Source organism: Brachyspira aalborgi, assembly GCF_008016455.1.
GTDB classification, from domain to species: Bacteria; Spirochaetota; Brachyspiria; order Brachyspirales; family Brachyspiraceae; genus Brachyspira; species Brachyspira aalborgi.
This window is the reverse complement of sequence record NZ_SAXU01000001.1, coordinates 1,308,228-1,324,879: the sequence shown is the minus strand read 5'-3', so window position 1 is coordinate 1,324,879 and position 16,652 is coordinate 1,308,228. Positions and strand designations below refer to the sequence as shown.

The following is a 16,652-nucleotide window of genomic DNA, read 5'->3' as shown; positions in this document are numbered from 1 at the left end:
TTTATGTATCCGAAACCTCCGCTTAAATACAAAGAACAACTTGAAAAATTAAAGAAAAGAGGTTGCATTATAAATGACGATAAAAAATGCATTTCTATACTCGAATCGGTTAATTATTATCGCTTGAGCGCGTATTTTTTGCCATTTAAATTAGATAATGGAAATTATGAAGAAGGTTTATCGTTTGAGCGCGTTTTTTCTATTTACGAATTCGACAGAAAACTTCATGGAATATTGTTTAACGCATTGGAAGAAACGGAAATTTTTCTTCGTTCAAAAATCGCTTATTTTCATGCTCATAAATACGGAGCTTTGGGATATATGGATAAAGCTAATTTTTCTGTGAAAGCGGAGCTTCATGAAAATTTTATTGAAAATTTTAAAAGAGAAATAGATAAAAATAAAAATATTCTTTTTGTAAAACATCATATATACAAATACGGAGGAGAGTTTCCAATTTGGGCGGCATCGGAAATGTTTACATTTGGAATGCTTTCTAAATTTTTTGCAAATATGACTTGGCAAGATAGAGAAAATTTATCTAACGATATTTATAAAACAAACCCAAAATTTGTAGGAAGTTGGCTTCGATGTTGCACAGATTTAAGAAACATTTGCGCTCATTACGGTAGATTATATTTTAGAACTTTTTCGGCGGCGCCTTCTGGAATCGATAATTTAGAAGAGAAATCAAAAAGAAAATTATTTGGAGCTATTTTGTCTCTTAAGAAACTTTATCCTTTCAAAGATAAATGGAATAATGAAACATTAAAAAAATTAATGTCGCTTGTAGACGAACATAAAAGCGATATAGATTTGGAACATATAGGATTTTCTTATAATTGGATTGAAGAATTAAAAAATTGCAATTCAAAAATTTAAATTGCTTCGGCTAAATAGTATCGCAATGATAAACTTTTTATAAAGTAAACAATTTAAATAAAATTAATAAAATTCATTTTAATAATTTCTTCTATAAATAAAATTACGGGAATTTTTTATAATTTTTTTTTCTAAACACGATTTTATTATTAAAGGAAAATAGCGAATTTTTTATTAAAGTTAGTTTTTTGAATTAAATTAATTGTATATATTGATAAACTTGATTTTTAGAATTTTTGATTAAATTGTAATATTGATAAACGGAATTTTTTTAATTAAATATAAATTTTAGCAATTAAAAATGCTTAATAAAATTTTTAAATAAAATATTAAAGTTTTTCTATCTCTTCAATACTCAATCCTGTTGCTTTGCTTATCAAGGCTTTATCAATGTTCATTTGTTTTAAATTTTTGGCGATTAAATATTTTTCGCTTTTTATTCCTTCTTCTCTCTCTACATTCATCATATCCTTGTAAAAATATTCATTCCATTCTTTTTTTCTATACGCATTTATCAATGGGTCGCTATCGATAAAACTTTGGCATCTCTTTTCTACTTCTTCAAAAATATTATTCTCTTTTATTAAGTTTGACATATTCTCCCCCTTGAAAAATTTTATCCAACTTGATAATTTTTCTTTGTCGTTATTTAAATTAAATTTCGGAAGCTCAATATAATGCAACATGCAATGGTCGGTTAATATTTTATTATGTTTAATTTCTTTCAATAAATAGCAAGAATGAAAATCTTTAATATCGTTAAATAAAATAAAGTCCAAAACATTAATGCTAATCACAGGCGAAAGTTTTGTATAATTTTCCGATTTGTTTAAAAGTGAACTATAGCTATTTGCCCAATAATAAAGACTTCTGCGAATAAAATATTGATTTCCTTGTAATTGAATTTCTATTATAACGGTTTGATTATCTTCAGTTATACATTTCACATCAACAATAGATTCTTTGCCGTCTAAATATTTTGTAAGATTAAATGGATTAAGAATTACAACATTATTAAAAGTTTGAAAATTTAAATCAATCATTACTCCGTTAATAAAATCTAAAACAATATTTTCATTTCCTTCGTCAGAAAATAAATATCTGATAAAACAATCATTTTTTTTATTTAAACTATCAATGGTAATAATTTCGTTTTTGCTTTTTTCTAAATATTCAAATTCGTTCATAAGATATATTATAACAAAATATCTCAATTTGTCAAAAAGTTGCACGATTTTTTTGATTAAATATAGATTTTTATATGAATTTTCACTTGAAAAAAATTAAATTTTTTTAAAAAAAATTTGTTTTAAGTGTTGACATTTTTTTAACATATTGTATAATTTCATTAAAAAGTTTTTCATTTGCCTTTGTTTTTAATAATCGCAAATGATTTTGATTTTATTGTTTTAAGCGCCTCGATTATCTCGCAACGATAAACGGAGCGATTAAAACGGACGAAAAACAAATTGCCAATATTTAGAAATAAATATCCGCAACGACAATTTAGTTTTTCGATGCAAGGCGAATTGTGGATTGCTTCGTTTGTTCGGCAATGACGAAGTTGGACGCAAGGGAGCTTTGATAAAATTGAAATTTGCGAAAGTTTTAAACTTGGTAAAAATCTAAAAAAATTATAGGAGAGAAAAAATGAGAAAGATTTTTTTAACCGCTATAGCTTTATTGTCTATGGCAAGCGCTTCAGTTTTCGGTATGTATGGGGTTGATACGGATTGGATATTCTTCCTCACGCATGGCAATCAGTTCAGAGCAAGATTAGACCAACTTGGATTTACGCTCGGAAACGACACTATTAAAGGAACTTTCGGTTTCGACAATAATGCAGATTTTGGCGGAGTCTATGGAAGTTTATTAAGCGAAAACTCAGAATATCCAGCTCAAGGCAGAGGTTTTAATTATGACTTTAAGCCTTCAATCTCAATGGGACTTGGTTATACTTCTTCTTTAATCAGCGTTGGCGTTGGTTATAATGTAACCATTGGAAAAAAAGATTATAAACAGAATGGCAATGCTGATTACTTAAAACCTTATAACCCTGTGGCGCATACGCCTGTATTAGTTTTGAATGCATTAGATAACGCTTTCAGAATGGCTATTCCGATTCAAGTTTATGTTATGAACGATAAAGATGCGACTGGCACTAAAAAAAGTATAAATGCAGTGAGCGTTGATTCTCAATTTAGATATTATACGGGTTTGGATATGCTTCCTGAAATTAGATTATATTTGAGATATGGCGGCGGAAATTTCAAAGAGGGAAATGTTAGCGCAAAAATTGGCGAAAGTTTCGGCTTTGACTTTAGACTTTACTTTGGCTCTATGGTTGAAGAAGTTGCTTTAAAACCTTATGTTAGATTGGCTTATAATGGCGCTTTAGGAAAATACCACAGAACCACGAGAGTAGAAGCGGTTAAAATTATGAATGCTGATGGGTTTCCTGTTCTTAGTTCAGTTTTGGCAAAGGGCGCTTGGGATTTAAATTTAGTAGCTGGTTTGGGATTAACTGCTAATAGCGATATAGTTTCGCTTTATTTAGAACCTACATTAGGTTTGAAAGTTGAGCAACCTGGAAGCACCGATAAAAACGCTAAAGAAGTTTATAGTTTAGGCTATGGAGTTTATGCGGAAATCTACATTACGCCTTTGAAAAATCTTGAATGGTATTTTGAAGCCCAACTTGGAAATTTGGGCGGTTCAGGCACTTATGCTACTACGGATACTGCAGGCACAACAACTACTCATCAAGTTTCATTTACAAAACTTGGTTTAGGTTTCAACGCTACTACAGGTATTACTTGGTATTTACCTGCGCTTTAATAGATTTTGTTCTTTTTGAGTAAAAAGGAAGCAAAAAATATTTACGATTGGATTTTAAAAGTTTAATCGTAAGACTGAAAATTGAGCGTTTGTTTATAAAATAAAGTTGGTTAAACCGCGGGCTTTTTTAAGTCTGCGGTTTTTTTTATGATTAGTAAAAAATATGTAGTAAATGTTTTATTTTTTATATTAATTTATCAATTATTAATTAAAATTTTGAATTTTTAACTAAAAAAGACTTGACAAAATTAATTATATATGATATAATAGAAACAGGAAAAATTTTTTAAGGAGTAAATATGTTTAATATTTTTAATAAAAATAAACAATCCACCGAGAATTTAAATATTAATAATGTATCTAAAAGTGTAGATAAATTAAGGGAAATTGTAAAAGATTTTAATAATAAAAATAGTAATACAAATATAAATAATAGCAATAATACGAATAGTAATAATCGATAATCATGGATTTTTCTACTTTTATAACCTCTATAATATTTATTTTGCCTGGTTTTATTGTCATTAGTTCGATAAATTTATTTTCGTATGTAAGAAATGTAAATACTTTTTATAAAATTTTGCAATCTATTATAGCGACTATTATTTTATGGTTGTTAATTCTTTTTATTTCTAAATTTAGCTTATTTAATTTTATAGATAATATATTAAAAATAATTATTTCATTTGATAAAAACGAATTATTTGAAAATAAGATAAATATAGCTTTATTTTTATCTGCAATTTATTTTATTTCGTTTATAATAGGTATTATTATTGGAGCGTTTATGTATCGTTTTGATAAAACAAGAAATTTTATATATAAAATATATGCGAAAATTTTTGACCAGACGCCTTATAAACATATTTGGGAAGAATTATTTTACGAACTTAAAATAAATGAAAAAAGTGTAGATTCAAATATTATTGTAAAAACCGTGAATGGAGATATTTTTATGGGTTGTTCATATTTAATAAGTTATAATCCAAACGATAGAGCCATTTCATTTTTACATTTATATAAATTTAACGACAAAACAAATGAATTTGAACAAATTATAGATTATGACGAATCAAATATAAAAATCAATAAAGTTAAACATGGGGATTTATTTTATATAAAAGATAGTAGCATAGAATATCTATATATACTTTATAATGGTAAAAGCGCAAACAATTTGAAAGATAAATTAAGATAATTATTTTAAATAATTTAATACAAGTAAAAATTATTAAACGCTAAAATTTTATAATTATTTTTCTATTTATAATTTTTCAATTTCTTCAATACTTAAGCCTGTGTATTTTGAGATTAGGTTAATATCCGCTCCGTCTTTTTTCATTGATTTTGCAATGGTATAATTTTGTTTTTCAATTCCTTCTTTAATTCCTTCCGCTTTACCTTCCTCTCTTTCTCTTGATAACATCATTTTTTGCCCTAGTAAAAATGCATCTCGGGCGTCATAAGCTCTCATAAGTTTATCGTCAGAAGTAAATCTTTTGTATTCTTCAATTACTTTTGTCATAATCGGGTTTGCCTCCATTAATTCTTTTTCTATAGCTTTTAAATTTTTGCTTGTAAAAAATTTCATCCAAGTTAATAATCTATTCTTTTTAAGTTCGTTTAAAGTAGATTTTTCAATTATTTCAATAAACCTCTTCGCTTCTATAATATGCATTTGAATAAAATCTAAATCTATATTATGATTTTTCGTATCGATTAATTTAAAGCAACGGTGAGGTTTTCCTTCGTCTCCAAAATCTAAATTAAAATTAAGTAAATTTATGCTTATAATTCTTGGCAATTTTTTATAATCTTCGCCTTCCTTTAATTCGTTTACAATATTTTTTGAAATATAATAAAAAATTCTTTTGACAAAATCCATATTTCCGCAAAGTTGAATTTCAATAATTACAGTTTGATTGTCTTTTGTTTTCGCTTTTATATCTATAATTGATTCTTTCAAATCTATATTTTCCGAAAGGTTATAAGGGTCGATTATTTCCAAATCTTTAACTTCTTCAAAATTGAAATCACTTAAAGCGGCGTTAACCATATCCTCAAGCATATTTTCGTTTCCGTTTTTGCCGAGCAAGTATCGGACAAATAAATCATTTAACTTGTCAATTTCTCTATTTTTTTTCATAAGATATATTATAACAGAATAATTTTATTTGTCAAAATTTAATTTAATTAATAAATGAATTTTATTAAAAGTCGATTGCTCGTCAATGCGGATTTTAGTCTTGAATATTTAAATTATAAAATAAAAAAACTCCATTATTAAATTAATTAATAATAGAGTCTTTATTTTACAAGAACTATTTTAATTTTTAAGATATTCTTAAATATTTTTATAGTTTTACTCTTATTATTTCCAAGTTGGCAAATAAGAACCTTTAAAATTGTTAGCGTAGATTTCTTCAACCGTTTCAGATTGATAAGCTGCGACAACTTTTTTATATAATTCGTTATCTTTATCTTTAGTTCTTGCCGCGATTAAATTAACGAAAGAATTTCCGCTATAAATCGCAGGGTCGTCTTTAAATATATAATCGGAACCTGGATTTAATCCGAAGTCTATCGCATAATTTCCGTTTATAACCGCGCAAGCTACATCGGGAAGCAAGCTATATATTCCGCCCGCATCGACTGTGATTATATCCAAATTTAAAGGATTGTCGATTATATCGGAAACGCTCGGAGTATCGCCAGCTTCAGGTTTTACTTTTATCAATCCCGCAGCTTCTAAAACTTTTAATGCTCTTCCGCCGTTTGTAGGGTCGTTTGGAATTGCAACTTTATCGCCTTTTTTAACTTCGCTAACGCTTTTAATCTTTTTGGAATAAATATTCATTGCCGATATATAAGTGTTAGCTATAGCGGTTAATTTATAACCTTTATTTGAAACTTCGTCATTGAAATAGGCATAATGTTGAAACGCGTTCAAATCTATCTCGCCGTCATTTAAAGCCTGATTAGGTATCGTATAATCGGCAAAAGTAACCAATTCTACCGTTATTCCTTCTTTTGCCAAATTTGAAACTATAGGATTCCAAATTTGATAATCCGAATCTCCTGCAAATCCAACTTTTATAACTTTGTTAGAATAACTCGCGCTTGAAGAAGAATCGCTTCCTTCTTGGCATGATATGATTGCAAAAATAATAATTAATGCAATTGTCAAAATGTTTAAAACTTTTTTCATTTTAATTTCTCCTTTTTTTATTTATATAATTTTAAATTTTTGTTATTTTATTTCCAAGCTGGCAAATAAGCGCCCTTAAATTCTTCCGCGTAAACTTTTTCTACTTCGGGCGAATGATAAGCGTCAGCAATTTTTTTGTATATTTCATTATCTTTATCTTCCGTTCTTGAAGCTATTAAATTAATATACATATTGTTGTTATATATTTTTGGATTATCTTGAAATATAAAATCTTCGCCAGGATTTAATCCAAAATCTAAAGCGTAATTACAATTTATAACCGCGCAAGCGACATCGGGAAGCAATCTATATATTCCGCCCGCATCGACTTCTATTATTTCCAAGTTTAAAGGATTTTGTCCTATATCCGAAACTTCGGGATTATCGGGAGCGTTATTTTTAAGTTTTATTAAACCCGCAGCTTCTAAAACTTTTAAGGCTCTTCCTCCGTTTGAAGGGTCGTTTGGAATTGCAATTTTATCTCCTCTTTTAACTTCGTTTACATTAGAAATTTTTTGAGAATAAATATTCATTGCCGAGATAAAAGTAAGTCCTATTATAGACAAATTATAACCTTTAGTATTAGTTTCATTATAGAAATATGCATGATGCTGAAAAGCGTTCAAATCTATATCTCCGTCATTCAAAGCCTGATTTGGCATAGAATAATCGGCAAAAGAAACAAGTTCTACGGTTATTCCTTCTTTAGAAAGTTTTTCTTGAATCGGTTTCCATATAGCTCTATCCGATTCTCCGACATGTCCTATTTTTACGATTATACTACCCTTATTTTCATTGGAACATGATATAAAAAGCATAGTCATAAACGAAGACAATATAACAAATATAGACAACGAAATAAGCAATTGTTTTTTTATTTTCATTAGTTTCTCCTTCGCCGTTTATTTGGCGTTTTTTATTTTTTTAATTTTTAAAATGATTGAAATATTTTATATTATAATAATAAAAATTTCAATTCACCAAACCGCTATATAAGCTCCTTTAAAATCTTCCGCGTAAACTTTTTCTACTTCGGGCGAATGATAAGCGTCAACTATTTTTTTATATATTTCGTTATCTTTATCTTCAGTCCTCGCAGCTATTAAATTAACATACATATTATTATCATATATTTTTGGATTATCTTGAAATATAAAATCCTTTCCAGGATTAAGTCCAAAATCCAAAGCAAAATTACAATTTATAATGGCGCATGCCACATCTGGAAGAAAACCGTATATACTCGCAGCCTCAACTTCCACTATATCCAAGTCCAGAGAATTTTCAGCTATATCGGATATTTCGGGATTATCAGGGGCGTTATCTTTAAGTTTTATTAATCCTGCAGCTTGCAATACTTTTAAGGCTCTTCCTTTGTTTGAAGGATTGTTTGGAATTGCAATTTTATCTCCTCTTTTAATTTCGTTTACATTAGAGATTTTTTGAGAATAAATATTCATTGCAGAAATATAAGTATCGGCTATAGCGACTATATCGTAGCCTTTATTTGATACTTCATCATTTAAATAGGCATGATGCTGAAATGCATTCAAATCAATCTCGCCATCATTAAGCGCCTGGTTAGGAATATAGTCAGCAAATGAAATAAGCTCTAAATTTATTCCCTCTTTAGAAAGTTTTTCCTGAACGGGCTTCCATATAACCATATCGGATTCTCCAACAAATCCTATTTTTACAGTTATGCTATCCTTATTTTTGGAACATGCGGCAAAAAATATAGCCGTAAATATAACCAATATAAACAATACTCTCTTGATAGAAATCTTTTTTAATATCATTATTTTCTCCTTAAAAAATTATTTTTTTAGTTTTAAATTTTTATAAATTATAGCTTTACCAAACCGCTATTAAAGCTCCCTTAAAATCATTAGCGTAAATTTCTTTTACTTCGTCAGATTGATAAGCGTTTACTATCTTTTTTAATATTTCATTGTCTTTATCTTCCGTTCTTGCAACTATTATATTTATATAGCCATTTCCAGAATAATTTGTAGGATTATCTTGAAAAATCGCGTCTTGGCTCGGATTAAGTCCGAAACTTAAAGCAAAATTACAATTTATAACCGCGCAAGCGACATCGGGAAGCAGTCTATATATACTTCCAGCGTCTACTTCAATTATCTCTAAATTTAAAGGATTATCGATTATATCTTTAACTATTGGATTAGCTACGCTTTTATCTTTAAGTTTTATTAAACCCGCGGCTTCTAAAACTTTTAAGGCTCTTCCTCCGTTTGAAGGGTCATTTGGAATTGCAATTTTATCTCCTCTTTTAATTTCGTTTACATTAGAAATTTTTTGAGAATAAATATTCATTGCAGCCAAACAAGTATCGGCTATTGCAGTTAGATTATAACCTTTATTTTTTATTTCATTGTCGAAAAATGCATGATGCTGAAAATTATTTAAATCCAAATCTCCGTCATTCAAAGCCTGATTAGGCAAAAGATAATCTCCAAAAGTTATAAGCTCTATTTCTATTCCGTCTTTAGAAACTTTATTTATAACTTCTTGCCAAATAACTTTTTCCGAATCTCCTATAATTCCAACTTTAATTTTATTTGTTGGTTTTTCTTTGCATGATATTAATAATATTATGCATATAAAAAATATAATTATTCTTTTCATTTTAATTTTACCTCTTTTTTTATTTAGATTTTTAATTTAAAAAATTACATACCCAAAGCTAATTTATAATTTTCGCTCATAATTTTGCAAGAATTATCAAATAATTTTTTTTCTTCTTCAGTCATATTAAGCTCTATTATCTCTTCTACTCCGTCTTTTCCCAAAACCGCTGGAACGCTCGCATAAACATCTTTTTGTCCATACTCTCCATTTAAATAAACCGAAATGGGCAAAACTCTATGCTCATTGCATATTATGGCTTTTACAACTTCCGAAAGAGAAGCGCCGATTCCAAATTCGGTTGAGCCTTTTCCTCCCAATACTTCCCAACCTCCTTTTTTTCCTTTTTCGGCTATTTTATTTAAGTCAAGTTTTCCGTATTTTTCAGGTTTTTCTTTTATTAATTCAAATAAAGGTTTGCCTGCAATAGTGACGGTTGACCAAGCTACCATTTGACTTTCGCCATGCTCTCCAAGAGAATATGCATAAATTGATTTTTGGTCAATATTTATTTCTTCCGATATCGCTCTTCTTAATCTTGCAGAATCTAAAGTTGTGCTTGTCGATATTATTTTTTTATAATCGTAATTTAATTGATTTTGAATATAATGAGTAATAACATCTGCAGGATTTGATATATTTATTATTATTCCCGCGAATTTAGTTTTCTTTATATTTGAAATAATATCTTTCATAACGGCTACAGTATCACCTAAAGTATCCATTCTTGTTTGAGACATATTAGGCAAAGGTCCCGCGCAAATAACCATTATATCGGCATCGTCAATATCGCTATAATCTCCGTCTTTAACAATTATTCTATGCGGAAGATAAACTATAGAATCAAATATATCTAACGCTTGAGAGAAAGCTTTTTTCTTATCAATATCTATATAAACTATATTTTCAACTAAACCTTGAGAAGCTAAAGAATATCCTGCATGAGAGCCGACATGTCCAGCTCCGATTATCGCTATTTTTCTTGTCTTTATATTATTCATAAAATAAACTCCTTAAATTAATGCGTTGATTTTTTTACTATAAAATTTCCTATCGCTTGAATTATTCCAACCAATATTACTAAAAGTATAACGGAAACATATATAATATCCAATTTATTTCTATAATATCCCGCCGTAATAGCGTAATCTCCAAGTCCGCCAGCTCCTATTGCGCCAGCCATTGCAGTTAATCCGATTAAACTTATTGCAGTTATCGTAATAGCTCTTGCAATTGGCGCTATGCTTTCTTTTAAGTAAACTCTAAAAATTATAGCGATTGGAGAAGAACCCATAGATTGAGCCGCTTCTATTAAACCAGGATTAACTTCGGATAATGCGCTTTCCATCTGTCTTGCGAAAAAAGGCACTGTTCCAAATATTAAAGGAACTATAGCGCCCTTTACTCCGATTGCCGTTCCCATAATTAATCTTGTTAAAGGAACGAGCATTGCAAGAAGAATAATAAAAGGAATAGCTCTAAAAAAATTAATAATATTGCTTAATATATTGTATATTAATTTGTTTTCTAATATTCCGTCTTTTTTTGCAACTACCAAAAGTATTCCAAGCAAACCGCCTATAAAAAACGATATTAAGCCCGAATGAATAAGCATTATAAAGGTTTGTCCTATGCTTTTATAAAGTCTTGGCAAATCGTTCATAACATTTGGAATTAATTTAGTCAATATTTCTAGCATCTAATATTACCTCCACATCAATATTTTTTTCTTGTAAAAATAGAATCGATTTTTTTATTCCGTCTTTTTCAAGTTCATGCATTATAACAACCAAACCGCCTAAATGACTTTCGTCAACTACTTCGACATTTGCAAATATAATATTAATATCAACATTATAAACTCTCGAAATATGCGAAACCATAGGCTCTACAACATTTCCTTTTTTATATCTTAATCTAACTATGCATTCGTTTGGTTTAATTTTTGTAAGTTCGTCTTTTTCTTCGACTAAAGAATATATTTTTGAAACATTTGAAGTTGTGTCTATAAAATCTTTAGTTATTTGATTTTTAGGAGCGGAAAATACATCAAATATATTTCCTTCTTCAATTAAAACTCCTTTATTCATAACGGCTACTTTATGACATAATTCTTTAACTACATTCATTTCATGAGTTATAACTACTATAGTAAGCCCTAAAGTTTCGTTTAATTTTTTTAATAATTTTAATATAGAGCTTGTAGTTTGCGGGTCTAACGCGCTTGTAGCTTCATCGCATAAAAGTATATTTGGTTCGTTGGCAAGCGCTCTTGCAATCGCTACTCTCTGTTTTTGTCCGCCGCTTAATTGCGAAGGATAGGCGAAAGCTTTTTCTTTTATATCGACAAGCTCAAGCAAAGCCATAACTTTTTTTTCAATTTCTTTTTTAGATAAGCCTCTGTATCTTAATGGATAAGCTACATTTTTAAATACCGTTCTTGAAGCAAATAAATTGAATTGCTGAAATATCATTCCTATTTTTTTTCTTTTTTCTCTTAACTGACTATTTGATAAAGAAGTCATTTCAACATCGTCTATATAAACATGCCCAGAAGTTGGACGCTCTAAAAGATTAATGCATCTAACGAGAGTTGATTTGCCCGCTCCCGAAAAACCTATTATTCCGTATATCGAACCTGTTTCAATTTTCAAAGAAACATCGTTTACGGCGTTAAGTTTTTTATTATTTTCGGTATTAAAAGTTTTACTAACATTTTCTAATATAATCATTTTTTATCTTCTCTATGTATTTTATTAAATTTTTATTGTCCTTTTTTAAATATTCCTTGAAGCATTAAAGCTATAGCTCCGTCTCCCGTAATATTGCAAGCCGTTCCAAAGCTATCTTGCAAGGCAAAAATTGCTAAAACTAAAGCCGTTCCGTCATTATCAAATCCTAAAATCGATATGATAATTCCTAAAGAAGCGACAACGGTTCCTCCTGGAACGCCAGGCGCCCCAACGGCGAAAATTCCTAATAATATGCAAAACAATATCATAGTTCCAACGCTTGGAATAGAATCGTATAATAATTTTGATATAGTCATTACGAAAAAAGTTTCCGTTAAAACAGAACCGCATAAATGAATTGTAGCCCCCATTGGTATTGCAAAATTTACAATATCTTTATCTAAAGCGTCAGATTTATTAGCGCATTGTAAAGCTACGGGCAAAGTTGCAGCGGAAGACATTGTGCCTACAGCCGTAAGATATGCTGGTCCGTAATGCTTTAATATTCTTAAAGGATTTCTTTTAGATATTATTCCAGCTATAGAATATAATAAAGCAAGCCAAATAAAATGTCCTATAATAACTATCAATATAACTATTAAAAACACGGGAACTCTTTTTATTATAGCGCCTTCGTATGATAAAGTTGCAAATGTTGTTCCTATATAAACGGGAAGTATTGGCACTACGACTTTACTAACTAAAAATAGCATTATATCGTTAAGCTCGTTTAACAAGTTTTTAAAATATTCGGATTTAGTTTTTACTACGGCAACTCCGCCGCATATAGCCAAAAATAATGCCGTTATAACCGAAAAAACTGGGCTTATATCTAATTTAAATATTATCTCTGGTAATTTTCTTAAACCCTCTACATTTGAAGGTATATTTAAGTTAGGTATAATCGTATATCCAGCTATCGTGGAAAATAAAGCGGCACATACGGAAGAAGCATAAGCTATAATAAGTATAACTCCCAACATTTTGCTCGCTTTATCTCCCATTTTGGTAATTGCTGGAGCTATAAATCCTAAAACTATTAAAGGGACCATAAAAGATATAACTTGATTAAGAATATATTTTATAGACTGTATTACATTTATTATTCCTTCATTAGAATATATGCCTATAATTATGCCTAATGCAATACCAATAAAAAGTTTAATTAAAAAGTAATCCTTTTTAGTTTTCTGAAGTGTTAATTCATTTAAATCAGACATTTTTATCCTCTCTTAATATTTTTTAAGGCTATATTATACTATTTATAGTATTTTTTGTCAATAATAATTATTAGAATAAATTAATCTTTACCATAGAATAAACCACGACAACGACTTTGAGAAAAAAGAACCTAATAAAGTATTTGACTAATCTTCACCATAATTGCTATATCATTGAGAGTGAAACGAAGTAATACAACCTTAAAAATTGATTTTTTTACTATTGACATTTTTATTTAACATGTTAAAATTAGTCTAACAAAAATTAAAAAAGATATAAATATGGTAGTAGATTATGCTTGTGACACTTCACTTCACTTCACTTCACTTCACTTCACTTCACTTCACGCCGCATTGTCATTTCTAAAAATGTAGTAAATGTATTACCAACGCTATTAAATTATATAAAATTTATCATAAAGTTTTACTCCGTTAAAACTGAATTCATTATTGCAAAAATTAAATCTCAAAATATTTATGCTCTATTTAGCATATTAAAATTTATTTCTAAAAGGAAAGAATTATGAAAAACAAAAAATTATTTCTAATAATTTACATTTCGTTTGTAATTATCACAATTATTGCCTTGATAATTTTATCAATCTTGGGTTCTAAAAGCAGAATTGGATATTTAAGCAATTTCAAATTGAATATCGAGCGAACTTTGGATTTAAATAATTTAAGTAATATTGTAAATAATGAATTGGACGAAAAAAGTCTGAATAATTATTTACTCACCAACGAAAATATTACAGATTATGTTTATAACTTTAGAATTAGATATTATGATAAAATTTTTAGAAATAGCGATATTTATGGCGTTTATCCAAATTTATCTAATTTGCCCGATTATATGAAAAATGCCGAAATGGAATTCGATGGAAGTCCTTATGGGAATTTTATTTCAGATAAAAGATTAGATGGAATTGAAGAAGAAAATATTGATAATATTAATTATGTTTTAAAAATTAAATTTAGTATTATCGTAAGTTGTATTGTATTAATAATTTATTTATTATTATTTTTATTGATAATAAATTATAATATTGAAAAATTGATAAATATTATATTTCCCATATTAATTTCATTATCTATTTTTATCGCCACTTATTTATGCATATTGTCTAGTAAAAATATGGCGGGACATATATACACTATTACGATACTATTACTGACACTTTTATTAATTAATAAGTTTGCAGATAAAATATATTCGTTATTATTTAATTCTAAAAATGAAAAATTTATTTTAATTTTTACGGCTATATTTATTGGAGCATTATATATATTTATAATAAATTCAAGCTATCCTTTTGTTGGACATGATTTTTCTTTAATAATTCCAAGAGCCTATTCTATGTTGTTATACGCTCAAAATAACGGAATATTTAATATAGAATTTGCTTCGCCGTTATTCGGAGCGGGAACTTTATCTTATCCAAATCCTCAATACGACCAATTTTCTATATTTTATTTTTTACGATATTTAATGCCTTTTTGGAATGCTTATTTATTATCAATATTTATATTTGTTATTATAGGTTTTATATCGTTTTATTATATCGCAAAAGACATATTAAAATGCTCTTTTGAAATATCATTAACAGCTGCAATATTATTTTCATGCACGGGTTATTATATTCATCATATAATGGTTGGGCATTGGGCTTTTTTATATCATCCTTTTACAGCCGTTATAATATTGGCGTCTTTTTCCGATAGACTAAATCCTTTTATAAGGATAATTATAAGCGCTTTATCGTTTTCGATTATGATATTTGGCGGAGCTATGCAAACAATATTTTTTCTCACATGTTTTAGTTTATTGGGGGTAGCCTGTATTTTATTCAAACCTAATAAAAAATTTATTTTACAAAGCGTATCCATAATAATTTCGGCTATGCTTGGAATAATAATGGCGATTTCTAAATTTATACCTTCTTTAATTTTAGGTTCTAAAATAGATAGGGGACCTTGGGGATTATATACGAACGACCCAAAATTACTTATCGAAAATATATCCAATATAATATGGTATCCTATTTTAGATTTGGTTATAGGCAGTATTAACCTAATTGGTTTTGAACGGTTAATATGGGAAGCGGATATATCTTTGCCTTTAATAATTTTTATAATTATAATATTTTTTGCCTTCAAATATTCAAAGAAAGATTTTATTAATTTTGTAGATAAAAATAAATTTAACATAATATTAACTATAATTTTAATTTATTTATATTTTGATATATTTTTTGCAGACGGATTAATTCGTTCGTCTTTCAAAAAATTAAGAGGAGTAAATATTCATTTAAGAATGGCGAGCGTATGGATTTCGCCTATAATATTTATATTTATTCTTTTGCTTAAAAATATAAAAAATAAATATGCGTTTATTTATAAAAAAATAATTTTAATCTCAATTTTTATTACGATAATATTGTTTTCATTTAAATTTATATTAATAAGAAATTATAATACTAGTTATAAAAATTTAAATATATCGTTTGATAAAAATGTTTATAAAGAGATAAAAAATAATCATAACAAATTTAAAGTAAATAGTATTAACGATAAAAACGAATTTAATAATATGCAAGATTATCTAAATGGGACTTACAAATTAAACTCTTCAAGATTTCCTTACGAACCTATTTATGGTTATTTTCTTGAGACATTTAAGGCAAAGGAATTGGGATGTCCATTTAAAATAGTCGATAATAAGTTTAATTTTACCGACCCAAGAAGCTTAATATTTTTTAACGAAAATTATCCGCAATTTAGCGGTTTCGATAAAAACGATTTTGAAAATTTAAACAAATTTTTATCTTTTCAAAAAGTTGATTGGGGAACGGCTAAATATTTTAATATAGCAAATTACATAAGCGTAATATTGCATATTATAGTTTTATCAATATTAATTATTTATGCAATATATTGCTTTATTAAAAAATTTAAATTAAAGAATATCCGTTAAATTTATTTTATATAGATTACCTACATCTCCAAAGAAATAAATTAATAAAAAACTCAAATTCAAGCGATTTTATAAAATAACAATTAATAATTTTTAAAAATATGTATTAAATGTATGATTATTGGGAATAAATTAGTAAAAAATTTAAA

General features: G+C 27.9%; 15 protein-coding genes. 5 read left to right on the top strand and 10 right to left on the bottom strand.

Annotation, left to right across the window (positions count from 1 at the left end; translation table 11 throughout):
• Positions 1-3: 3 nt before the first annotated feature.
• Positions 4-882, top strand: a complete 879-nt coding sequence (locus EPJ79_RS05965; RefSeq protein WP_147736615.1) for an Abi family protein — start codon at positions 4-6, stop codon at positions 880-882.
• A 329-nt stretch (positions 883-1,211) separates the two neighbouring features.
• Here the strand turns inward: EPJ79_RS05965 and EPJ79_RS05960 are convergent, their stop codons facing one another.
• Positions 1,212-2,069: an Rpn family recombination-promoting nuclease/putative transposase gene (locus tag EPJ79_RS05960; RefSeq protein ID WP_147738802.1), complete on the bottom strand. Its 858-nt coding sequence runs from the start codon at positions 2,067-2,069 to the stop codon at positions 1,212-1,214.
• 463 nt (positions 2,070-2,532) lie between these two features.
• Between EPJ79_RS05960 and EPJ79_RS05955 the strand changes: the two genes are divergently transcribed.
• From EPJ79_RS05955 to EPJ79_RS05950, 3 genes are all read left to right on the top strand, one after another.
• A complete protein-coding gene (locus EPJ79_RS05955) occupies positions 2,533-3,720 on the top strand; it encodes a cell surface protein (protein WP_147738801.1) in 1,188 nt (395 codons plus the stop codon).
• A gap of 299 nt (positions 3,721-4,019) precedes the next feature.
• The gene (locus tag EPJ79_RS11540; RefSeq protein WP_158634354.1) at positions 4,020-4,184 is read left to right on the top strand and encodes a hypothetical protein; all 165 of its coding nucleotides are present in this window, start codon (positions 4,020-4,022) and stop codon (positions 4,182-4,184) included.
• Between the two features lie 2 nt (positions 4,185-4,186).
• Positions 4,187-4,918 carry a hypothetical protein gene (locus tag EPJ79_RS05950; protein ID WP_147738800.1) on the top strand — a complete coding sequence of 244 codons (732 nt, stop codon included), beginning with the start codon at positions 4,187-4,189 and terminating at the stop codon, positions 4,916-4,918.
• Positions 4,919-4,984: 66 nt separating this feature from the next.
• On the opposite strand, the gene EPJ79_RS05945 is transcribed toward EPJ79_RS05950, so the two are convergent.
• The 9 genes from EPJ79_RS05945 to EPJ79_RS05905 form a co-directional block, all read right to left on the bottom strand.
• Positions 4,985-5,866 carry an Rpn family recombination-promoting nuclease/putative transposase gene (locus tag EPJ79_RS05945; RefSeq protein ID WP_147738799.1) on the bottom strand — a complete coding sequence of 294 codons (882 nt, stop codon included), beginning with the start codon at positions 5,864-5,866 and terminating at the stop codon, positions 4,985-4,987.
• Between the two features lie 225 nt (positions 5,867-6,091).
• Positions 6,092-6,928 (bottom strand): MetQ/NlpA family ABC transporter substrate-binding protein, encoded by an 837-nt coding sequence (locus EPJ79_RS05940; protein WP_147560028.1) that lies wholly within the window; start codon positions 6,926-6,928, stop codon positions 6,092-6,094.
• A gap of 47 nt (positions 6,929-6,975) precedes the next feature.
• On the bottom strand, positions 6,976-7,752 hold the full coding sequence (locus EPJ79_RS05935) for a MetQ/NlpA family ABC transporter substrate-binding protein (RefSeq protein WP_420913209.1): 777 nt from the start codon (positions 7,750-7,752) through the stop codon (positions 6,976-6,978).
• 153 nt (positions 7,753-7,905) lie between these two features.
• Positions 7,906-8,727, bottom strand: a complete 822-nt coding sequence (locus EPJ79_RS05930) for a MetQ/NlpA family ABC transporter substrate-binding protein (protein WP_147738797.1) — start codon at positions 8,725-8,727, stop codon at positions 7,906-7,908.
• A gap of 55 nt (positions 8,728-8,782) precedes the next feature.
• Positions 8,783-9,577, bottom strand: coding sequence for a MetQ/NlpA family ABC transporter substrate-binding protein (locus EPJ79_RS05925; protein ID WP_147738796.1), 795 nt, complete (start codon positions 9,575-9,577; stop codon positions 8,783-8,785).
• Between the two features lie 44 nt (positions 9,578-9,621).
• Positions 9,622-10,578 (bottom strand): L-lactate dehydrogenase, encoded by a 957-nt coding sequence (locus EPJ79_RS05920; protein ID WP_147738795.1) that lies wholly within the window; start codon positions 10,576-10,578, stop codon positions 9,622-9,624.
• Positions 10,579-10,595: 17 nt separating this feature from the next.
• Positions 10,596-11,276, bottom strand: coding sequence for a methionine ABC transporter permease (locus EPJ79_RS05915; RefSeq protein ID WP_147738794.1), 681 nt, complete (start codon positions 11,274-11,276; stop codon positions 10,596-10,598).
• Positions 11,257-12,309, bottom strand: coding sequence for a methionine ABC transporter ATP-binding protein (locus tag EPJ79_RS05910; protein WP_147527213.1), 1,053 nt, complete (start codon positions 12,307-12,309; stop codon positions 11,257-11,259). Before EPJ79_RS05910 ends, EPJ79_RS05915 begins: the two co-directional genes overlap by 20 nt.
• A gap of 32 nt (positions 12,310-12,341) precedes the next feature.
• Positions 12,342-13,529 (bottom strand): dicarboxylate/amino acid:cation symporter, encoded by a 1,188-nt coding sequence (locus tag EPJ79_RS05905; RefSeq protein WP_147738793.1) that lies wholly within the window; start codon positions 13,527-13,529, stop codon positions 12,342-12,344.
• A 523-nt stretch (positions 13,530-14,052) separates the two neighbouring features.
• Here EPJ79_RS05905 and EPJ79_RS05900 point away from each other — a divergent pair.
• Positions 14,053-16,503, top strand: coding sequence for a hypothetical protein (locus tag EPJ79_RS05900; RefSeq protein ID WP_208745254.1), 2,451 nt, complete (start codon positions 14,053-14,055; stop codon positions 16,501-16,503).
• Positions 16,504-16,652 lie beyond the last annotated feature (149 nt).